Source organism: Sphingomonas glacialis, from assembly GCF_014653575.1.
GTDB classification, from domain to species: domain Bacteria; phylum Pseudomonadota; class Alphaproteobacteria; order Sphingomonadales; family Sphingomonadaceae; genus Sphingomonas; species Sphingomonas glacialis.
Genome location: NZ_BNAQ01000005.1, coordinates 49,062 through 67,828 on the forward strand (window position 1 = coordinate 49,062; position 18,767 = coordinate 67,828).

Consider the following 18,767-nt stretch of genomic DNA (forward strand, 5'->3'; position numbering starts at 1 on the left):
TTAACCATCACAGATTTTGGTTAACATATTTCAGCATCTCGTCGGTCGCGGTGATCATTTTCGAATTCACCTCATACGCGCGCTGCGTCTCGATCATGTCGACGAGTTCCTCGACGACGTTGACGTTCGATCCTTCGAGCTGCCCCTGGCGGATGTTGCCGCGGCCTTCCTGGCCCGCGATGCCGAGATTGGCCGCGCCCGAGGCCGAGGTCTCGGCGAGGTAATTGTCGCCCTTCGACAGCAGTCCCGCGGCATTGGGGAAGCTCGCGACCTGGATCTGGCCGAGCTGGGTCGACGCCGACTGGCCGGGGACGGTCGCCGAGACGGTGCCGTCGGTGCCGACGGTGATCGCGGTCGCGCCTTCGGGGATCGTGATGCCGGGCTGGACTTGATAGCCCTCGCTCGTCACCAGCAGCCCTTCGGGGCTGCGCGAGAAATTGCCCGCGCGGGTGTAGCCGAGCGTGCCGCCGGGCAGCTGGACCTGGAAATAGCCGTCGCCGTCGAGCGCCATGTCGAGGCTGTTGTTGGTCTGCTGGAAGGACCCTTGCGTATCGATCCGCGCGGTGCCCTGGATCTTGACGCCGGTGCCGAGGTTGAGCCCGGTCGCGTACTTCGATTCCGAAGAGCTCGGCGCCCCCGGCGCGGTCACCGTCTGGTAGGCGAGCGTCTCGAACGCGGCGCGGTCCTTCTTGTACGCCGTGGTGTTCACGTTGGCGAGGTTGTTCGAGATGACGCGCATACGCATGTCCTGGGCATCGATCCCAGTCCGCGCGATCTGCATGGCTGCACTACCCATGGTCTATTCCTTCTTCAGCTTGGCAGCCGCATCAGCGATGCGCTGGATTCATCCATGTCCTTGGCCGACTTCATCAGATTGGCCTGGACCTCGTAGCTGCGCTGGTTCTCGATCATGTCGACCAGCGCCTGAGTCATGTTGACGTTAGATCCCTCGAGCGCGCCGCTCTCGATCTTCGCGTCGACATCGGCGGGGAGCACGCCGCCGCCGCGCACGTAGAGCAGATTGTCGGTGCCCTTGACGGTGTCCGACCCCTTGGCGCTGGCGATCTTGAGCGTGTCGATCACTTGCGGATTCTTGATGTCGCCGCCGATCGGAATGATCGAGATCTCGCCGCTCTGCGAGATACTGACGCTTTGTGCCGGCGGGATGGTGATCGGGCCCCCCGACCCGATCACCGGGAAGCCGTCGCCGGTCTGGAGCACGCCCGAAGGCGCGATTTCCAGATCCCCGCGGCGCGTATAGGCTTCGGTCCCGTCGGTCGCCTGGACGGTCAGCCAGCTGTCGCTCGCCACCGCGACGTCGAGCGGACGCCCGGTCTGCTGGATCGTGCCGGCCTTGCGATCGGCATCGACCACTTCGGCCGACGCGGGCGTACGCGTGTCGAAATCGGAGCCTTGCAAGGACAGCCGGTCGAACACGACGCGATCGGCGCGAAAACCGATCGTCGAGGCGTTCGCCATATTGTTGGCGATCGCGGCCTGCGACGCGAGATGCGCCTTGAGCCCCGAGGCCGCGGTGTAGACCAGCTTGTCCATGCGTTACTCCAATCGCCTCCCGATCAGCCCTGAATCTGGATGATCGTCTGCGAGATCTGGCTGGCGGTATCGAGCGCCTTGGCGTTGGCCTGGAAGTTGCGCTGCGCCGCGATCAGATTGACCAGTTCCTCGGTGATATCGACGTTCGACCCCTCGAGCGTGCCCGACAGCATCGAGCCGAAGCCGTTCTCGTTGGCGGCGCCGAGCGTCGCCTGGCCCGAAACGCCGCTTGCCGACCAATAGCTGTTGCCCATCTGGCGCAGGCCCGTTGGATCGGCGAAATTGGCGAGCGCGACCTTGCCGAGCGCGACGGTGTCGCCGTTCGAATAATTGGCCGAGACGATGCCTTGCGTATCGACCGACACGCCGGAGAGCATGCCGACCGAAGACCCGTCGACGCTGCGCGTATTGACCGCGAACGCCGTCGAGGCTTGCGTCGAACCCGCCAGATTGACCGTCAGCGTCTGCGAGACGCCGCCGGTGCCGGGCATGAAGGCGTCATAGGCGATCGCCGCGGTCGGCGCGGTGAGCTTGCCGTCGCTGCCGAACGTCACGGGCGTTCCCGCGGTCGATCCGCCGACGGTCAATTCCTTGTCGCCGGCAAAGCTGTGCACCGTCCAGGCATTGTCCGCGGTCTTGACGTAATAGTTCGTGAGCGTGCTCGCCTTGCCCGACGAATCGTAGATCGTCGACGTCGTCGTGCTGTTGTAGCTCGCGGCGTTGGTCGGGCTGAAGGTCGCGGACGGCACGCTCGCGGCGGCGTAGAGATTGACGCCGAGCGCGACCTTGCCGGTCGCCACCGGGGTGCCGCTCGTCTCGGCCAGGTTGAGCGCGCTCAGCCCCGCCGCGCCCGTTGCGGTGGCGTTGCCCTTGGCATCGACCGGATAGCCGAGCAGCGCCGACCCTTGCGCGTCGACGATGTTGTGCGTCGCTGGATCGACCTTGAAGCCGCCGTTGCGGGTATAGGCGGTGGTGGGATTGAGCCCGGCGGTCTTGACCGTGAAGAAGCCGTCGCCGGTCACCGTGAGATCGAGCGCGCCACCGGTGGTCTTGAGATTACCCTCGGTGAATTGCTGCTGGTTCGCTTTGACGACCACGCCCGACCCGACGAGCTTGGTCGGATCGGTCGCGATGCTCGAGGCGATCACGTCGGCGAAATTGGTGCGGCTCTTCTTGAAGCCGTCGGTCGAGACGTTGGCGAGGTTGTGGCTGACGGTCGAGAGTTCGGTCTGCGCGGCCTGCAGGCCGCTGAGCGAGGTGTAGAAGGACATGGCGGGCTCCTGAAAATCTGGGACGAAAGCGGGGGAAAGGCGTCAGCCGACTTGGCGAACCGCACTCAGCGCGACCTGGCCGACACCGGGGACGGTGAGCGTCGGGCTGCCAGAGGCGGGAACCGAGACGGTGGAGACCGGCGCCCACACCAGATTGCGGCCGGCGACGCTGCCGCTGGCGCTGCTCGCGCTGACCGAGACGGTGAAGGGGCCGGCGCCGGCGTCGGTGCCGCTCGCGGTCTTGCCGTCCCAGTCGTAATTGATCGTGCCGGCCTTCTGCGCGCCGAGGTCGAGCGTGTTGAGCAACTGGCCGTTGGCATCCTTGATCGCGACGCGGACTGCGCTCGCATCACCGTCGATCTCGGCCGCGCCGGCGATGCCGCCGCTGGTCCGGCCATAGGCGGTGCTGCCTTCGGTGAGGATCGTCTTGCCGACATAGGACAGCGCGTCGGCGGTGCTGGTGGCGCCGAGCTTGGTCTGGATCGCCTTCAAGGTCGTGCCCATGTCGGCGATGCCCGAGGTGCTGGTGATCTGCGCGAGCTGCGCGACCATCTGGCTGTTGTCGGTCGGCGAGAAGGGATCCTGGTTCTGCAGCTGCGCGGTGAGCAGCTTGAGGAAATCCGACGTGCCAAGCGAGGTCGACTTGGCGGTGGCCGCTGCGGCCGAAGTCGACTTCGTCGCGCTGATGCCGAGGCTGGAGAGCGTGGAATCGAAGGTGCTGGCCATGTTAGCGTCCCATCTTGAGGGTATCGAGGATCAGCGATTTCGCCGTCTGCATGACCTCGACATTGTTTTGGTAGGTGCGCGAGGTCTCCATCATGTCGACCAGTTCGCGCGTTTCATCGACCGCCGATTCCCAGACGTTGCCGTCCTTGTCGGCGAGCGGATGCGACGGATCGTAATGCTTCGACGGCGTCTCGCCCGCGGTGACGATGCTTTCGACGTTGACCGTCGCGAGGCCCGAGGCCTTGTCGTACTGCGTGCGGAAGATCGGCTTGATCGTGCGGTAGGCGGTCTCGGCGCTGGTCGTGACCGAACCGGCATTGGCGAGGTTCGACGCGGTCGTGTTCATCCGCACGAGCTGCGCGGACATCGCGCGCCCGGCGACCTGGAAGATCGTGAGAGGATCGGCCATTCTATTCGCCTCGCAGTGCACGGGTGATCTGGCTGATCCGCCCGTTGAGGAAGGAAAGCGTCGTCTGATAGGCGACGGCGTTCTCGGCAAAGGCGGTCTGCTCGGTCGCGAGCTCGACGGTGTTGCCATCGAGCGAAGGCTGCGAGGGCACGCGATATTGCAGCGCACCGGTGATGCTCGCATTGCCGCCGCCAGCATTTTCGACCGCGGCGAGCGCGGTGTGGAAATCGACGTCCTGCGCTTTGAAGCCCGGGGTCGAGGCGTTGGCGATGTTCGACGCGAGTACGCCCATGCGCTGCGAACGCACTTCGAGGGCTGACCCATGTACTCCGAACAAACTGTCGTTGGGCATCGCCCGTCTCCAGCGCCTTATTGCGCGAAGGGGTATCAGCAAGGGGCGTGCCAAATGGAGTATGGGGGTGAAATGCGGCATTTGGCGGGAGCGGGCGGCAAACGCTTGCCGGAAGGCGGCAATACGATTGCCGGTCGTCGCCCTGGCGCAGGCCGGGGCCGCTGCGACGTGAGAGAGCTGGCGTAGCGCGCGGGTGACGCCGTGCGCGGTCCCATGGCGGCCCCGGCCTGCGCCGGGGCGACGCGGGGTGAAACTGGCCCGCGCCTTGCAGTGAGTCCCGAGATGACAGCGCTCCTTGCCCCCTTTCTCGATCCGCTCGCTTTCGCCATCGTCGGCGGGGGGACGCTCGCGGCGATGGTGCTGCGCACGCCGGCGCGCGACTTGGCGGGCGGGTTTGCCGCGCTCGGGTCACTTGCCGGGGCGCGGTTCGATGCCGACCCTTTGCTCGACCAGATCGCTGCCTTCGGCCGCATCGCCAAGCGCCACGGCGTGATGGCGCTCGACCGCTCCGTCATCGCCGACCCCGACATCGCCGCCGCGGTCGCCGCGATCGTCGATGGCGCGACGCCCGAGGATGTCGCCGAACTGCTCCGCCAGCGCCGCCGTGCGCGCACCGAACGCGCCGTAGCGTCCGCAGAACTTTGGTCGGGCGCGGCCGAGACCGCACCGGCGATGGGCATGGTCGGCACGCTGATCGGCCTCGTCGGCATGTTCGTGAAGATGCAGGATCCCGCCGCGATCGGCGCGGCGATGGCGGTTGCCTTGCTCGCCACGCTCTATGGCGCGGTGCTCGCCAATCTCATGCTTGCGCCGATCGCCGCGCGGTTGCGCCGCCAGGCGCGCGACGAAGCGATCGAGCGGTTGCGGCTCGATCCGCCGCTGATCGCGCTCGCCGCGCGCGAGCGGCCGCGCGGTGCCGCGCTGATGGAAGTCGCATGACCGCCGCTGCCTTCGAGGACGCGCTGCCCGAGCTCGGTTCGAGCCGGCCGGTGTGGCTGATGACGCTCGCCGATCTGGCGCTGCTGCTGATCGGCTTCTTCGTGTTTCTCCAGGCGAGCCAGACGCTCGACCGGCATGCGCTCGCCAAGGGCTTGCGCGAGGGTTTCGGCGTGCGCGACAGCGCGCGGACCGAGCCCGCCGATCCGATCGCGGTGTCGGTCGGCGCGTTGCGCGGCTTTGCGCCGGGCTCGGCAGTGGCGACGCAGTCGCCCGATGCGCTGATTGCCTGGGCGCGCGAGGCGACGCGCGACCGCCGGGTGACCTTGCGGATCGCCGGCGCGGTCGATGGCTCGCCTGGCGATGTCGACCCCGTCACCGGGAGCGGCGCGATGCTCGCCGCCGATCGCGCGCGCGCGGTGGCGACGCTGCTGCTCGTCGCGCATGCCGTTCCCGCCGATCGCCTCTCGATCGTCTCCACCGCGCGACCGCTGGGCCGATCGGTGACTGTCTCCACCGGCTTTGCCGGGGCCGGCACGCGCTTGCCGCCCGGCAACCCCAATTTGCCGCCTCAAAGGACCCCGCGATGATTCGTCGTCTCCCCTTGCTCTTGCTCGCCGTCGCCACGCCGCTCGCCGCGACAGCGCCGCGGGCCTTCCAGGATACCACCGCGCTCGACCGCGCCGTGACCGCCTTTGCCGGGCACGGCATTGGCGACGAAGGGGGCGCGCGCACGCCGATCGACAGCCGACTGAAGCTGGCCGCCTGTCCGATGGTGTCGCTGGCGTGGCGCTCCGAGGTGCATGATGCCGTGGTGGTGACGTGCACCGGGCCCGAATGGCGGATGTATGTGCCGATGAAGCTGCCCGTGGCGGCGCCCAAGGGTGCCGCGCCGCTCGTCCTGACGCCAAGCGAAGTCAGCGCGGCGCGCCCCGTCTATGTCATCAAGCGCGGCGATCCGGTGACGATCAGTGCGGGGTCGCGCGGCTTCTCGATCACGCGCGATGGCATCGCGGTCGGCGATGCCGTCGCGGGCGGGCGCTTCCTCGTCAAGATCGACGCCGCCAAGGCACCGATCCAGGCGGTCGCGATCGACAGCGGCCGCGCGACGCTGCCGGGCTGGACCGAATAAGCGGCACCGCCAAAAAAGCGCGAAATCTTTTCTTAAGGTCCGCGCGCATCGGTCGTTCCTCTCTATGTCAGCGAGAACCGCGAAGGTGCAGACATGGTAGATGCAATCGGATCCAAGGCAGTGACACCGCACGACCGGCTGGTCGTGCCGGTAGCCGCAGCAGCAAAGCCCGCGGCGACGGTCGAGCGGCGGAGCGACGCGGTGGCCCAGCAGCGCGAGCTGTCGGCGATCGCCTTCGACTTCGGCAAGCCAAGCGCCGCCGAGACCGAGCGCGTCGACGAAGTCCGCCGTGCGGTGCGCAACGGAACGTACCCGATCTCCCCTGAAACGATTGCCGACCGGATGCTCGCTTTGAAACTGTATTGGAGCCCGAACAAATGAGCGTCCCGACGCGGCGCGACGCGCTGATCGGCGTGATCGAAGCGCTCCATGCCGAGATCGGTGCGTTGAAGGTCAACGACGTCGCCGCACTCGAGCGCGCGACCGCGGACAAGCTCGCCGCGATCGAGGCGGTTGCCGCGTTCGGCCAGGCGCCCGCCGGCGATGAGCTGCGCGCGCTTGCCGAGGAAGCGCATCGCTTGAACGAAACCTGCCGGATCTACGTCAATCTGATGGCGGCAAATGTTCGCCGCCGCCTGCAAACCTTGACCGGGTCTGCCGGTGTCGCGACCGGGTCGGGCCCCGGAACGGTCTATCGCCCCGGCATGGGGCTCGCCGCTTACGCCTGATTAAGCATCTTGGCACGACCCTTGCTGTGTTTGCCGTGAAGACGCGCAAGCAGGGGTCCGATGCCTTTCAATCCACTTTCCATTCTGAACGGGGCGGTCGATGCGACCGGCGCTGGCGGTGCGATCCGCAACGCCATCGCCAATGCCAGTCAGAAGACCGGCATCGACTTCAACTATCTGCTGGGGCAAGCCAAGCTCGAGAGCGGACTGAATGCCTCGGCCAAGGCCGGGACGTCGAGTGCGCGCGGGCTGTACCAGTTCGTCGACCAAAGCTGGTTGCGCGTCGTGAAAGCGCACGGCGCCGAGAACGGCCTCGCCTGGGCCGCCAACGCGATTACGACGGGTGCCGGCGGGCATGCCACGGTCTCCGATCCGACGATGAAGCGCGCGATCCTCGCGCTGCGCAACGATCCGGCGGCGGCGTCGCTGATGGCGGCCGAACATGCCAGCGACAATAAGGACGCGCTCGAAAGCGCGACCGGGCGCACCGCGACCGGCACCGATCTCTATATGGCGCATTTCCTCGGGCTCGGCGGCGCGCGCTCGTTCCTGACGACGATGCAGGCCAATCCCGACAAGAGCGGCGCGGCGATGTTCCCCGCCGCCGCACGCGCAAATCGCGGCGTGTTCTTCAATTCCGATGGCAGCGCGCGATCGCTCTCCGACATTTACAGCCGCTTCTCGGCCAAGCTCGGCAAGAGCATCGAGGGCGCCAGCGCACCCGCAACGTCGGGCCTGGCAGCGACGCGGCTTGGTTCGTGGGGCGCCGACGTCATCCCCGGCAATGCCGAAACCTCTACCTCGGACGCGACGATCTGGGCGCAGTCGACGCTCGAGCGCTTGGGCGGCGCGATGGGCAGCTCGACGACGCAGATGGCATCGAACTCAGCCGCCAGCTTGCTCCGTCCGACGCCGGCGAACGCGCGGCTCGCGTACATGTTGCTCGCGCAGATGGGGGCGTAACTAAGTGGCGATTGCTCTGACAGCTCCCGCCGGAAAGGCGGGCGGGATCCTGCCGCTGCTGCGTTCGGCAGCGCTCCCCGTCGCGATCCTGTTGCTCGTCGTGCTGATGGTCGTGCCGATCCCGGCGGCGATGCTCGACGTGTTCTTCATCATGAACATCACGATCAGCCTCGCGGTGCTGATGGTCAGCTTGAATGCGCAGAAGCCGCTCGATTTCTCGGCGTTTCCGACCGTCCTGCTGTTCGCGACGCTGTTCCGTCTCAGCCTCAACGTCGCCTCCACGCGCGTCGTGCTGGTCCACGGGCATGAGGGCGAGAGCGCCGCTGGCCATGTGATCGAGGCGTTCGGCACCTTCCTGATCGGCGGCGATTATGTCGTCGGCCTGTTCGTCTTCGCGATCCTCGTGATCATCAACATGATCGTCGTCACAAAGGGCGCGGGTCGCGTGTCCGAAGTGTCGGCGCGTTTCACGCTCGACGCGTTGCCGGGCAAGCAGATGGCGATCGACGCCGATCTCAACGCCGGGTTGATCACCCCCGAGGAAGCCAAGCTGCGCCGCGTCGAAGTCGCGACCGAGGCCGATTTCTACGGGTCGATGGACGGTTCGTCGAAGTTCGTGAAAGGCGACGCGGTCGCGGGCCTGCTGATCCTCGCCGCAAACATCGTCGGCGGGTTGATCCTGGGTCCCGTCAGCCACGGCATGACGATCGCGGCGGCGGCGCACAATTACGTGCTGCTCGCGATCGGCGATGCGCTTGTGGCCCAAATCCCGTCGCTGATGCTGTCGATCGCCGCGGCGGCAATCGTGACGCGCGTCCAGTCGACGATGGATCTTGCCGGCCAGATCGGCAGCCAGTTCGGCTCGGCGCGGACTTGGACCCCGGTCGCGATCATCCTCGCCCTGCTCGGCGTGATGCCGGGGATGCCGCACCTCATCATCCTGCCCGCCGCGGGCCTCGCCGGTTTCGCCGCGTGGAAGATGCGCCAGGCAGCGCGCCGCCCCGCGCCGGTCGAGACCGTCCCGGCCGAGCCGATCGATTATTCGAAGATCGGCTGGGACGAAGTCGCCGACACGATGCAGGTCAATCTCGACATCGGCTACGGCCTGGTGCCGCTGGTCGACGAGCGTCGCGGTGCGCCGCTGATGGGGCGGATCACTGGGGTGCGGCGCCAGCTGTCGAAGGACATGGGCTTCGTCATTCCGCAGGTCCGCGTGCGCGACGACATCAACCTCGCGCCGTTCGCCTATCGCATCATCGTCGGCGGTGTGGTCGTCGGCGAGGACAGCGTCTCGCCCGACGAGATGCTCGCGCTCGATACCGGCCAGGCGGTCGGCGGGCTGATGGGCAAGCGCGCCAAGGATCCGACCTTCGGGCTCGACGCGGTGTGGATCGCGCCGAGCGACGCCGATGCGGCGACGGGTGCTGGCTATCTCGTGGTCGATCCGGGCACGGTGATGGCGACGCATCTCAACCATCAGCTCGGCGTCCATGCCTCCGAACTGCTCGGCCCCGACGAAGTCCAGGCGCTGCTCGACGGGCTCAAGGAGCGCGCGGCGAACCTGGTCGCGTCGCTCTCGCCCAATCCGTTGCCGCTCACCACGCTCACCCAGGTGCTGCGCGGGTTGCTCGCGGAGAACGTGCCGCTCAAGGAATTCCGGCGGATCGCCGCCGCGATCGCGGTCGCTGCGCAGAAGACGCTCGATGCCGACGAGATCATCGAGATGATCCGCCCGGCGCTCGGCGGGCTGATCATCGGCAAGCTGTGCGGCGTGCGCGAGCCGCTGCGCGTGATGACGCTCGAGGGGCAGCTCGAAGGGCTGCTCGGCCAGGCGATGCGCGGCGATCCGTCGAAGCGCCATACGATCGAGCCCGATCTCGGCCGCCGCATCGTCGATGCGCTGCAGAACGCCGCGCAGCCGCTGATCAACGAAGCCAAGCCGTTCGCGCTCGTCGTCCAGCCCGCGATCCGCATCGCGATCCGCAAGCTCGTCAAGACCTGCCTGCCCGATATCCCGGTGATGAGCTTCTTCGAAGTCCCCGAGGACAAATCGGTCGAAGTCGTCGCCGTGATCGGCGCAGCCGGAGCGCTCCCAGCATGACCGCACAGCCCAACCCCGCGCTTTTCGCCGATGCCCAGCCGCTCGTCTATGGCCGCACCGCGGCGCCCGACATGAACGTGCTGGCGCGCAAGCATCTCCCGCTCGTCCGGCGGATCGCGCGGCATATCCATGGCAGCATGTCGTCGGCGGTCGAGGTCGAGGATCTTGTCCAGACCGGGATGGTCGCGCTGGTCGAAGCGGCCGCTGCGTTCGAGGATCGCGGGCAAGTGACCTTCGAACAATATCTCGCCACGCGCGTGCGCGGCGCGATGATCGACGCGCTGCGCCGCAGCGCGACGATCACGCGCGGCGCGATGCAAAGGAAACGCCTGTATGCCGAAACCGTCGCGATGCTGACCACCGAACTCGGCCATGCGCCCGATGCGGCGCTCGTCGCCGCGCGGATCGGCGTGACGCCCGAGAAGCTCCGGCTCGATTATGCCAATGCCCAGCCGGTGCGGATGGAGCCGATCGACGATGTGTATTCGGACGAGGGCCCGTGGTTCGCGAGCGAGGAGCCCGACGCGTTCGCCCACCTCTCCGACGAGCAGGAGCGTGACACGCTGATCGCCGCGATCGCCAGCTTGCCCGAGCGCGAGGCGCTGGTCATCCAGCTGTATTATGTCGAGGAGTTCAACCTCGAGGACATCGGCTCGGTGATCGGAGTCGGCGCGGCGCGCGTGTGCCAGATCAAGGCGTCGGCGCACGCCCGGCTCAAGAAAGCCATGCTGCGCCGCTAGGCGGGATCGCGCAGCAGCGCATCGGCAGCGGTTTCGGGCGTGGCGGTGCTCCGCGCCGCGACTGTCAGCGTGACCGCCATGTCGAAGATGACATTGCCGAGCGTGCGGAAGATATCGGGCATCGTCTCGACCGCGACGAGCAGCCCGAGCGGCGCGACCGGCACGCCGAGCGTCACCGCAAGCGGCGCGATCGCGCTGATGAAGCTCACTTGCCCAGGCAGGCTGACCGACCCGAGCGAGGTGAGCACCGCGATCGCGGTCGCCGCGCTCAGCGTCGCGAAGGTCAGCGGCACGCCGAACCACGCTGCGACATAGATCGCCACCGCGAGGTTCATCGCCGGCCCGGTCGCACGCAGCATCGCGACGGCCAGCGGCAGGACCACGCCCGAGGTGGCGACGGGAACGCCCAGCGCCTCGGTACTGCGCAGCATCGCGGGAAGGCTGGCGAGCGAGCTCTGCGTGCTGAGCGCGACCGCGAGCACCGGTGCCGAGCCGCGCAGGAAGCGGCCGAGCGCGATCCGTCCGCCCCACACCGCGAGCGGCAGCGCGAACAGGCTGACGACGATTCCGACGGCCGAGACCGTCGCGACGTAATGGAACAGCGCGCCGACCGCGGCGGTGCCGGTCTTGGCTGCAACGCTCAGCGCAAGCGCGAAGACGCCGATCGGCGCGATCCAGATAATCCAGCCGATCATCACCAGCATCGCATCGCGGATCGCCGCGAAGAAGCTCGTCAGGACGTCACGGCCGGTGCGATCGATCTTGGTGAGCGCAAAGGCGAAGACGAGCGCGAACAGGATCAGCGAGAGGAACGCGCCGTTGGCGGCAGCGGCGACGACGTTGCTCGGCACCATGCCGGCGAGGAATTCCCCGAGCGGCGGCACCGGGCCGGCGGGCGCTGCATCGACCAGCGCACCCCGCAGCGCCTTGGCCGATGCAGCGGGCATCGGCACGATGCGGAGGAACAGCGGCGTGAGGATCGCCGAGGCGACCGCGCTCGAGATCATCACGACGAGGATGATCGCGATCGAGCGCGCCGCGATCGCACCGCTTTGTGCCGCCGCCGTCGTCTCGGCGATCCCGGTAACGAGCAGCGCGAAGACGAGCGGAATGACCGTCATCTGCAAGCCGTTGAGCCACGCAGAACCGATCGGTCCGGCAATCGCCGTGACGGTCGGGACGGCGCCCGGCAGCCCTGCTGCGAGCGCGGTGCCGAGCGCGAGCCCGGCCACGAGCGACAGCAAAATCCGGGTCGATGGGGTGTTCAACTTCGCCGACATGCTCGCCCTTGTCATTGCGGGACGCGGTCGAACGCCCCAAAGAGGAACCCGCATAACCGAATGGACGCGCGCGCATGGCAAGAAAATATTTCGGCACCGATGGGATTCGTGGGCTCACCAACGCAACGCCCATGACCGCGGCGATGGCGATGAAGGTCGGGATGGCCGCGGGCGCGCACTTCCGGCGCGGGGATCACCGCCACCGCGTCGTGATCGGCAAGGATACGCGCCTGTCGGGGTACATGCTCGAATCGGCGATGGTCGCGGGATTCACCTCGGTCGGGATGGACGTCGTGCTGCTCGGGCCGATGCCGACGCCCGCCGTCGCGATGCTGACGCAGTCGATGCGCGCCGATCTCGGCGTGATGATCTCGGCGAGCCACAATCCGTATTTCGACAACGGCATCAAACTGTTCGGGCCCGATGGCTACAAGCTTTCGGACGCCGACGAACTCGCGATCGAGGCGTTGATCGACGGCGACATCGATCTTTCGCCCGCCCCCGAAATCGGTCGCGCACGGCGCGTCGACGATGCGCAGGGGCGCTACATCCATTTCGCCAAATCGACCTTCCCCGAGAATATGCGTCTCGACGGGATGAAGATCGTCGTCGATTGCGCCAATGGCGCGGCGTACCGTGTCGCGCCGACCGCCTTGTGGGAGCTGGGGGCCGAGGTCGTCGCGATCGGTGTCACGCCGAACGGCAAGAACATCAATGACGGGGTCGGCTCGACCGCGCCGACGCTGCTGTGCGAGACCGTCGTGAAGACGGGCGCGCACCTCGGCATTGCGCTCGACGGCGATGCCGATCGGCTGATCGTGGTCGATGAAAAGGGCCATGTCGTCGATGGCGACCAGCTGATGGCGACGATCGCAAGTGGCTGGGCGCGCAGCGGGCGGTTGAAGAATGGCGGGCTGGTCGCGACGGTGATGTCGAACCTCGGGCTCGAGCGGCACCTTGCGGCGCAGGGTATCGGCATGGTGCGCACGAGCGTGGGCGATCGCCACGTGCTCGAGGCGATGCGCGCGCAGGGGTACAATGTCGGCGGCGAGCAGTCGGGGCACATCATCCTGTCGGATTATGCGACGACCGGCGATGGCTTGGTGGCGGCGCTGCAGATCCTCGCCGAGCTCGCCTGGGCGGGCGCACCGGCGAGCGAGCTGTTGCATCGCTTCGAGCCGCTGCCGCAATTGCTCAAGAACGTGCGCTTTGCGGGTGGCAAGCCGCTCGACGACGCGGCGGTCAAGGCGGTGATCGCGCAGGCCGAGGTCGAGCTGAAGGGCAGGGGGCGGCTGGTGATCCGTCCGTCGGGCACCGAACCGGTGATCCGCGTGATGGCCGAAGGCGACGACCCCGCGCAGGTCGAAGCGGTGGTCGATCGGATCTGCGAAGCGGTGCGCGTCGCGGCTGGCTGAAAGCTCTCCCCCGACTTTCTGCTCCCCTCCCGCTTGCGGGAGGGGCTGGGGGAGGGCAGTGCGGCATGCGATGCTGCCTCTTTGCTAGGCCAGCCCCTTCCCTAACCCCTCCCGCAAGCGGGGGGGTCAGGAGAGGCCGAGGGGAAAAGGAAGACACGATGCTCGAAATGCGCCCCGATTGCGAACGGTGCGGCACCGATTTCCCGGCCGATGAGGCGGGGGCTTTCATCTGTTCGTTCGAATGCACCTTTTGCGCGCAATGCGCCGAAAAGGCCGACGACCGTTGCCCCAATTGCGGCGGCGAGCTGATGGATCGCCCCGCGCGCGTCGATGATTTGCTCGAGCGGCACCCCGCATCGACCGTGCGGCGCTTCAAGCGGCCGCAATGAGCCGCGCTGCCACGCCGCGCATCCTGATCATCGCCGGTTCGGATTCGGGCGGCGGCGCTGGGATCCAGGCCGACATCAAGACGGTGACGATGCTCGGCGGCCATGCGATGACCGCGATCACGGCGATCACCGCGCAGAATACGCTCGGCGTTCAGGCCGTGCTGCCAGTGCCGACCGACATGGTGATCGCGCAGATCGAATCGTGCGTGTCGGATATCGGCGTCGATGCGGTGAAGATCGGGATGCTCGGTTCGGCGGCGACCGCGCATGGCGTGGCGGATCTGCTCGAGACGCTTGCGGTGCCGATCGTGTTCGATCCGGTGATGGTCGCGACGAGCGGTGCGGTGCTCGCCGATGCCGAAACGATCGCGGCGTTTGCGCGGTTGATGCGAATCGCGACGGTTACGACGCCGAACCTGCCCGAGCTGCGTGCGCTCGAGAAATCCCTCTCCCAGCGGAAGGATGAGGGTGAGGCGCGCGGCTTATCGGGGGGTGGCCTTGACCCTTTCCACGCCTTCGGCGGGGACCCCGTCCCGTTCCCGCTGGGAGAGGGATCATTGCTGATCAAGGGCGGGCACGGGGAGGGAGTCGACATCGTCGATCGGCTGATTGATGCAGCAGGCGAAGTCGCGTCCTGGTCGGCTCCGCGGATCGACACGCACAGCACACACGGGACGGGTTGCACGCTGGCTTCGGCAATCGCGACCTTGCTCGCGCAAGGGCGGTCGCTCGAAGCGGCGGTGGCAGCGGCGCGGACCTTCGTTCGCCTCGCTCTGCGCGACGCGCCGGGTTTGGGTGGCGGGCATGGGCCGATGGGGCATCAGGCGGTGCGGCTCGACGTTGGGCCCGAAGCGCGGCTCAACCAAGTGACGCTCGGCATGACCGATCATGCGGCGTCGCGGGCGTTCTATGCGACGCTTGGGCTTACGCAGATCGTTGGCACCGACGATGCGCATTACGCACGCTTCGAAGCCGCCGGCGGTGCGACGCTGTCGATCGAGCGTGACGCGGGCCCGACGGTTTTCTTCGAATGCAGCGATCTGGATGCTGAGGTCTTGCGGCTACAGGCTGCGGGGCTCGTCTTCGACCAGTTGCCGACCGACCAGCCGTGGCTCTGGCGCGAAGCGCGGCTGTGCGATCCCGCGGGCAATGCGGTCTGTCTCTACCAGGCTGGCGAGAACCGGCGCTATCCGCCATGGCGACTGCCTTATGCCAAGCCTCAAACATGAAAAGCTCTGTCTCGCGCCGGTCGCAGGCGTCGATGAGGCGGGGCGCGGGCCGCTTGCCGGGCCGGTGGTCGCGGCGGCGGTGATCCTGCCCGCCAAGGGTGTGCCGCGCGGGCTCAACGATTCGAAGAAGCTGCCGGCCAGCGAACGCGAGCGGCTCCACGACCGGCTGCGCGCCTGCGCGATCGTCGGGATCGGCATCGTCGAGGCTGACGAGATCGACACGCTCAACATCTATTGGGCGACGATGAAGGCGATGACGCTCGCGGTCGAAGCGCTTGGCTGCGCGCCGGGGCATGTCCTGGTCGACGGCAACCGTCTCCCCAAATGGGGTTTCGCCGCGACGCCGATCGTCAAGGGCGATGCGATCAGCCTGTCGATCGCCGCCGCCTCGATCATCGCCAAGCATACCCGCGACACGATCATGCTCGCACACGCCGAGGCGCATCCGCAGTACGGCTGGCATGCGAACAAGGGCTATGGCGCGCCCGACCACCTGCGTGCTTTGCGCGAACATGGGCCGTGCGCGCTCCATCGGCGCAGTTTTCGCCCGGTCGCCGAAGCTTTCTTGCTTAACGAGTCTTCGGTGCCACACACCAGCGCTTGAGCCTGTGGATAAGTCGGGACTCAATATCTGGTTCGTTTCCCGAAATGTTCCGCCAAATTGACGGAATCTCAAGGTTTTTCGTTAACCAATGTTCGCTTGACGCGAGTCTCGTTGCTGGCAGGGATGCCCGTCACACACGAAGGGACGACGACGATGGGGGTTTTGGAGAAGATCAGGAAAGCGGCGCCGCGCGCGGTCGAGGCACCGGTGCAGCTCCCGCTCGACCAGATCCTGCGCGGCGACTGCATTGCTGCGATGCGCGCGCTGCCGGCCAAGTCGGTCGACCTGATCTTTGCCGATCCGCCCTACAACCTCCAGCTCGGCGGCGACCTGTCGCGGCCCGATGGCAGCCATGTCGATGCGGTCACCGACGAATGGGACAAGTTCGATTCGCTCAGCGCCTATGACAAGTTCACGCGCGAATGGCTCGCCGAGGCGAAGCGCATCCTCAAGGACAATGGCGCGATCTGGGTGATCGGATCGTACCACAACATCTACAAGGTGGGGGCGGCGATCCAGGATCTGGGCTATTGGATCCTCAACGACATCGTCTGGCGCAAGACCAACCCGATGCCCAATTTCAAGGGCACGCGCTTCACCAACGCGCACGAGACGCTGATCTGGGCGTCGATGGGCGAGAAGTCGCGCTACACCTTCAACTATCGCAGCATGAAGACGCTCAATGACGAGCTGCAGATGCGCTCCGACTGGGAGTTCCCGACGTGCGGCGGGCAGGAGCGGTTGAAGCGCGACGGCGTCAAGGTTCACCCGACGCAGAAGCCCGAAGCGCTGATCTACCGTATCCTGCTGGCATGCACCAAGCCCGGCGACGTGGTGCTCGATCCGTTCTTCGGTACCGGCACGACGGGGGCTGTCGCCAAGCGCCTCGGCCGGCACTGGATCGGGATCGAGCGCGAGAGCGACTATATCGCGGCGGCCGAAGAACGCATCGCGGCGGCGCTGCCGCTCGATGAATCGGCCCTCAAGACGATGCAGAGCCCCAAGGCCGCACCGCGCGTCGCCTTCGGCACGATCGTCGAGAACGGTATGCTGGTCGCGGGCGCAGTGCTGGTCGATGCCAAGCGCCGTTACAGTGTCACGGTGCGCGCCGATGGCTCGGTCATCAGTGGCGACCAGACGGGGTCGATCCACAAACTCGGCTCGGTGTTGCAGGGGGCGCCGGCGTGCAATGGCTGGACCTTCTGGCATCACGAGACGCCCGAGGGGCTTAAGCCGATCGATACGCTGCGGCAGACCTATCTGCTGGCGACGCAGATCTAGGCGTCGCCCCGGCGTAGGCCGGGGCCGCCAGGCAGTTGCGCGCGACAGAGGTTTCGCGTCAACAGGGGTTTCGCGTCAAACGCAGCGGCCCCGGCCTCCGCCGGGGCGACGGGATGATCTATGAGCAGTCTCCACCTCCGCCCGATCCAGTTCGTCGACACGCCGGTCGACCGCGACGGCGAGGTCGCGCGGCTGGCCGGCGGGATGCTGTGGTTCTCGGCCTATGAGGTGATCGAGGACGGGCATCGCCGGACGGTGCCGATCGCCGATCTCGCCACGCTGCTGCGCGACGACCGCGCGGCGCGGCTGCACGCAGCGATTATCGCCCCGCGCGCCGCGCTCACGCTCGGCGAGCGGACGCTCCGGTTCGATCAGCCGTCGGTGTGCGGCATCCTCAACGTGACGCCCGACAGTTTCTCCGATGGCGGAAGCGTGTCGGATGATCCTGCAGCAGCAGCGAGCGCCGGTGTCGCGATGGCGGCGGCGGGGGCGGCGCTGATCGACGTCGGCGGCGAATCGACACGGCCGGGCGCGGCGACGGTGTGGGAGGGCGACGAAATCGCGCGCGTCGTGCCCGTGATCGAACGACTCGCGCGCGCGGGTACGCTGGTTTCGATCGACACGCGCAAGGCCGCAGTAATGGAGGCGGCGCTCGCGGCGGGGGCGGCGATCGTCAATGATGTTGCGGCATTGCTGTGGGATGATCGCGCGCTCGACGTCGTCGCCAAGGCGGGGTGTCCGGTGGTGCTGATGCACTCGCCCGATCCGGCCAAGGGACCGCATGGCGGGCAGGGCTATCGCGATGTCGTGGTCGAGGTGTTCGACTGGCTCGAGGCGCGGATTGCCGCGGCGGTGGCGGGCGGGGTCGCGCGGTCGCGGATCATCGTCGATCCGGGCGTGGGCTTTGGCAAATCGCTCGCCGATAATCTGGCGCTGATGAATGCGCTGACCATCTTTCACGGGCTCGGCTGTCCGATCCTGCTCGGCGCGAGCCGCAAACGCATGATCGGAGCTTTGTCGAACGAAGCACCGGCAACCGAGCGGCTGGGGGGATCGGTTGCGCTCGCGCTGACGGGGGTTATGGCGGGCGCGCAGCTGCTGCGCGTCCACGATGTACCCGAAACCGTCCAGGCGATGCGGGTATGGCGCGGTCTTCGCGACCGCGCCCTGGTCGGGCGGTAGCCTCAGGCTACCACCCGGATCCGATCAGCACCCGTTCTTGCGGTTCTGGGCGGCGTCATGACGTTTGTCGAGCGTCCTGCCGAGCAGCGCGCCGCCGACGCCGCCAGCGACCGTCCCGAGCAAACCGCCACCGAGGACGTTCCCCGCAACCGCACCGCCAACGCCGCCGGCAACCGCGCCGGTCGTGCCGCTGCTGCGCTTGCAGGGGTAGTAGCGGCCATCCTGGCCACGATAGGTGCGCTTGTCGCGGCGGTCATCGTCGCGACGGTCATAGCGACGATCGTCGTCGCGACGATCGTACCGACGGTCGTCGTAGCTCTGCGCGGACGCGGCGACAGGTGCCATGCTGGGGACGAGGGTGGCAGCGGTCAGCGCTGCGAGGATCAGTTTGTTACGCATGAGAATACATACTCCTTTGCCGTACCAACTCTCTGAGGCGCGGGTGTGTCCGTAGCGGGACGAAATTTGCGACGAA

At 67.2% G+C, this 18,767-nt stretch carries 22 protein-coding genes; 14 read left to right on the forward strand and 8 right to left on the reverse strand.

The features are described from left to right. Window positions 1–7: 7 nt before the first annotated feature. From flgG to flgB, 6 genes are read right to left on the reverse strand one after another with little or no spacing between them, the layout of a single operon-like run. Window positions 8–796, reverse strand: a complete 789-nt coding sequence (flgG, locus tag IE187_RS15545) for a flagellar basal-body rod protein FlgG (protein ID WP_010184707.1) — start codon at window positions 794–796, stop codon at window positions 8–10. A 14-nt stretch (window positions 797–810) separates the two neighbouring features. Next, window positions 811–1,554: a flagellar basal body rod protein FlgF gene (locus tag IE187_RS15550; protein WP_189676999.1), complete on the reverse strand. Its 744-nt coding sequence runs from the start codon at window positions 1,552–1,554 to the stop codon at window positions 811–813. Between the two features lie 23 nt (window positions 1,555–1,577). Then, entirely contained in the window at window positions 1,578–2,825 is a 1,248-nt protein-coding gene (locus tag IE187_RS15555; RefSeq protein ID WP_189677000.1) for a flagellar hook protein FlgE, read from the reverse strand. Between the two features lie 42 nt (window positions 2,826–2,867). After that, the gene (locus IE187_RS15560) at window positions 2,868–3,551 is read right to left on the reverse strand and encodes a flagellar hook assembly protein FlgD (RefSeq protein ID WP_189677001.1); all 684 of its coding nucleotides are present in this window, start codon (window positions 3,549–3,551) and stop codon (window positions 2,868–2,870) included. A 1-nt stretch (window position 3,552) separates the two neighbouring features. Continuing rightward, window positions 3,553–3,960 carry a flagellar basal body rod protein FlgC gene (gene flgC, locus IE187_RS15565; protein WP_133191629.1) on the reverse strand — a complete coding sequence of 136 codons (408 nt, stop codon included), beginning with the start codon at window positions 3,958–3,960 and terminating at the stop codon, window positions 3,553–3,555. A gap of 1 nt (window position 3,961) precedes the next feature. After that, window positions 3,962–4,312, reverse strand: coding sequence for a flagellar basal body rod protein FlgB (gene flgB, locus IE187_RS15570; RefSeq protein WP_133191630.1), 351 nt, complete (start codon window positions 4,310–4,312; stop codon window positions 3,962–3,964). A 282-nt stretch (window positions 4,313–4,594) separates the two neighbouring features. On the opposite strand from flgB, the gene IE187_RS15575 reads away from it, so the two are divergent. The 8 genes from IE187_RS15575 (at window position 4,595) to IE187_RS15610 (ending at window position 10,912) form a co-directional block, all read left to right on the forward strand. Then, window positions 4,595–5,251 carry a MotA/TolQ/ExbB proton channel family protein gene (locus tag IE187_RS15575; protein WP_189677002.1) on the forward strand — a complete coding sequence of 219 codons (657 nt, stop codon included), beginning with the start codon at window positions 4,595–4,597 and terminating at the stop codon, window positions 5,249–5,251. Continuing rightward, on the forward strand, window positions 5,248–5,838 hold the full coding sequence (locus IE187_RS15580) for a flagellar motor protein MotB (RefSeq protein ID WP_189677003.1): 591 nt from the start codon (window positions 5,248–5,250) through the stop codon (window positions 5,836–5,838). The genes IE187_RS15575 and IE187_RS15580 overlap by 4 nt, the downstream gene beginning before the upstream one ends. Continuing rightward, window positions 5,835–6,380 carry a flagella basal body P-ring formation protein FlgA gene (locus IE187_RS15585; RefSeq protein ID WP_189677004.1) on the forward strand — a complete coding sequence of 182 codons (546 nt, stop codon included), beginning with the start codon at window positions 5,835–5,837 and terminating at the stop codon, window positions 6,378–6,380. Before IE187_RS15580 ends, IE187_RS15585 begins: the two co-directional genes overlap by 4 nt. A 93-nt stretch (window positions 6,381–6,473) precedes the next feature. Next, window positions 6,474–6,761, forward strand: coding sequence for a flagellar biosynthesis anti-sigma factor FlgM (locus tag IE187_RS15590; protein WP_133191633.1), 288 nt, complete (start codon window positions 6,474–6,476; stop codon window positions 6,759–6,761). Next, window positions 6,758–7,108, forward strand: coding sequence for a flagellar protein FlgN (locus tag IE187_RS15595; RefSeq protein ID WP_133191634.1), 351 nt, complete (start codon window positions 6,758–6,760; stop codon window positions 7,106–7,108). Before IE187_RS15590 ends, IE187_RS15595 begins: the two co-directional genes overlap by 4 nt. 60 nt (window positions 7,109–7,168) lie before the next feature. Beyond that, window positions 7,169–8,071 (forward strand): lytic transglycosylase domain-containing protein, encoded by a 903-nt coding sequence (locus IE187_RS15600; protein WP_133191635.1) that lies wholly within the window; start codon window positions 7,169–7,171, stop codon window positions 8,069–8,071. Between the two features lie 49 nt (window positions 8,072–8,120). Then, a complete protein-coding gene (flhA, locus tag IE187_RS15605) occupies window positions 8,121–10,172 on the forward strand; it encodes a flagellar biosynthesis protein FlhA (protein ID WP_189677191.1) in 2,052 nt (683 codons plus the stop codon). Continuing rightward, window positions 10,169–10,912: a sigma-70 family RNA polymerase sigma factor gene (locus IE187_RS15610; RefSeq protein WP_133191636.1), complete on the forward strand. Its 744-nt coding sequence runs from the start codon at window positions 10,169–10,171 to the stop codon at window positions 10,910–10,912. The genes flhA and IE187_RS15610 overlap by 4 nt, the downstream gene beginning before the upstream one ends. Here IE187_RS15610 and IE187_RS15615 read toward each other — a convergent pair. Beyond that, window positions 10,909–12,192, reverse strand: coding sequence for a dicarboxylate/amino acid:cation symporter (locus IE187_RS15615; protein ID WP_189677005.1), 1,284 nt, complete (start codon window positions 12,190–12,192; stop codon window positions 10,909–10,911). The genes IE187_RS15610 and IE187_RS15615 overlap by 4 nt on opposite strands. Window positions 12,193–12,266: 74 nt before the next feature. Here IE187_RS15615 and glmM point away from each other — a divergent pair, with 74 nt between their 5' ends. From glmM to folP, 6 genes are all read left to right on the forward strand, one after another. Further along, complete coding sequence (glmM, locus tag IE187_RS15620; protein ID WP_189677006.1) at window positions 12,267–13,607, forward strand: phosphoglucosamine mutase; 1,341 nt, start codon at window positions 12,267–12,269, stop codon at window positions 13,605–13,607. 158 nt (window positions 13,608–13,765) lie between these two features. Then, window positions 13,766–13,996 (forward strand): DUF1272 domain-containing protein, encoded by a 231-nt coding sequence (locus IE187_RS15625; RefSeq protein ID WP_189677007.1) that lies wholly within the window; start codon window positions 13,766–13,768, stop codon window positions 13,994–13,996. Beyond that, window positions 13,993–15,225, forward strand: a complete 1,233-nt coding sequence (locus IE187_RS15630) for a bifunctional hydroxymethylpyrimidine kinase/phosphomethylpyrimidine kinase (protein ID WP_189677008.1) — start codon at window positions 13,993–13,995, stop codon at window positions 15,223–15,225. The genes IE187_RS15625 and IE187_RS15630 overlap by 4 nt, the downstream gene beginning before the upstream one ends. Continuing rightward, window positions 15,206–15,829 carry a ribonuclease HII gene (gene rnhB / locus IE187_RS15635; RefSeq protein WP_189677009.1) on the forward strand — a complete coding sequence of 208 codons (624 nt, stop codon included), beginning with the start codon at window positions 15,206–15,208 and terminating at the stop codon, window positions 15,827–15,829. Before IE187_RS15630 ends, rnhB begins: the two co-directional genes overlap by 20 nt. A gap of 153 nt (window positions 15,830–15,982) precedes the next feature. Next, entirely contained in the window at window positions 15,983–17,110 is a 1,128-nt protein-coding gene (locus IE187_RS15640) for a site-specific DNA-methyltransferase (protein ID WP_308435293.1), read from the forward strand. A 120-nt stretch (window positions 17,111–17,230) separates the two neighbouring features. Continuing rightward, window positions 17,231–18,292 (forward strand): dihydropteroate synthase, encoded by a 1,062-nt coding sequence (gene folP / locus IE187_RS15645; RefSeq protein ID WP_189677010.1) that lies wholly within the window; start codon window positions 17,231–17,233, stop codon window positions 18,290–18,292. A 24-nt stretch (window positions 18,293–18,316) separates the two neighbouring features. On the opposite strand, the gene IE187_RS15650 is transcribed toward folP, so the two are convergent. Next, window positions 18,317–18,691 carry a hypothetical protein gene (locus IE187_RS15650; protein WP_189677011.1) on the reverse strand — a complete coding sequence of 125 codons (375 nt, stop codon included), beginning with the start codon at window positions 18,689–18,691 and terminating at the stop codon, window positions 18,317–18,319. Between the last annotated feature and the right edge of the window lie 76 nt (window positions 18,692–18,767).

Bases quoted from the DNA above. Each gene is read 5' to 3' on its own strand.
- glmM (WP_189677006.1), top strand. From the start codon at position 12,267: ATGGCAAGAAAATATTTCGGCACCGATGGGATTCGTGGGCTCACCAAC.
- IE187_RS15615 (WP_189677005.1), bottom strand. From the start codon at position 12,192: ATGTCGGCGAAGTTGAACACCCCATCGACCCGGATTTTGCTGTCGCTC.
- IE187_RS15585 (WP_189677004.1), top strand. From the start codon at position 5,835: ATGATTCGTCGTCTCCCCTTGCTCTTGCTCGCCGTCGCCACGCCGCTC.
- IE187_RS15630 (WP_189677008.1), top strand. From the start codon at position 13,993: ATGAGCCGCGCTGCCACGCCGCGCATCCTGATCATCGCCGGTTCGGAT.
- flgB (WP_133191630.1), bottom strand. From the start codon at position 4,312: ATGCCCAACGACAGTTTGTTCGGAGTACATGGGTCAGCCCTCGAAGTG.
- IE187_RS15590 (WP_133191633.1), top strand. From the start codon at position 6,474: ATGGTAGATGCAATCGGATCCAAGGCAGTGACACCGCACGACCGGCTG.
- IE187_RS15575 (WP_189677002.1), top strand. From the start codon at position 4,595: ATGACAGCGCTCCTTGCCCCCTTTCTCGATCCGCTCGCTTTCGCCATC.
- flgC (WP_133191629.1), bottom strand. From the start codon at position 3,960: ATGGCCGATCCTCTCACGATCTTCCAGGTCGCCGGGCGCGCGATGTCC.
- IE187_RS15595 (WP_133191634.1), top strand. From the start codon at position 6,758: ATGAGCGTCCCGACGCGGCGCGACGCGCTGATCGGCGTGATCGAAGCG.
- IE187_RS15560 (WP_189677001.1), bottom strand. From the start codon at position 3,551: ATGGCCAGCACCTTCGATTCCACGCTCTCCAGCCTCGGCATCAGCGCG.
- flgG (WP_010184707.1), bottom strand. From the start codon at position 796: ATGGGTAGTGCAGCCATGCAGATCGCGCGGACTGGGATCGATGCCCAG.
- IE187_RS15550 (WP_189676999.1), bottom strand. From the start codon at position 1,554: ATGGACAAGCTGGTCTACACCGCGGCCTCGGGGCTCAAGGCGCATCTC.
- IE187_RS15610 (WP_133191636.1), top strand. From the start codon at position 10,169: ATGACCGCACAGCCCAACCCCGCGCTTTTCGCCGATGCCCAGCCGCTC.
- rnhB (WP_189677009.1), top strand. From the start codon at position 15,206: ATGCCAAGCCTCAAACATGAAAAGCTCTGTCTCGCGCCGGTCGCAGGC.
- IE187_RS15600 (WP_133191635.1), top strand. From the start codon at position 7,169: ATGCCTTTCAATCCACTTTCCATTCTGAACGGGGCGGTCGATGCGACC.
- IE187_RS15640 (WP_308435293.1), top strand. From the start codon at position 15,983: ATGGGGGTTTTGGAGAAGATCAGGAAAGCGGCGCCGCGCGCGGTCGAG.
- IE187_RS15625 (WP_189677007.1), top strand. From the start codon at position 13,766: ATGCTCGAAATGCGCCCCGATTGCGAACGGTGCGGCACCGATTTCCCG.
- IE187_RS15555 (WP_189677000.1), bottom strand. From the start codon at position 2,825: ATGTCCTTCTACACCTCGCTCAGCGGCCTGCAGGCCGCGCAGACCGAA.
- folP (WP_189677010.1), top strand. From the start codon at position 17,231: ATGAGCAGTCTCCACCTCCGCCCGATCCAGTTCGTCGACACGCCGGTC.
- IE187_RS15650 (WP_189677011.1), bottom strand. From the start codon at position 18,691: ATGCGTAACAAACTGATCCTCGCAGCGCTGACCGCTGCCACCCTCGTC.
- IE187_RS15580 (WP_189677003.1), top strand. From the start codon at position 5,248: ATGACCGCCGCTGCCTTCGAGGACGCGCTGCCCGAGCTCGGTTCGAGC.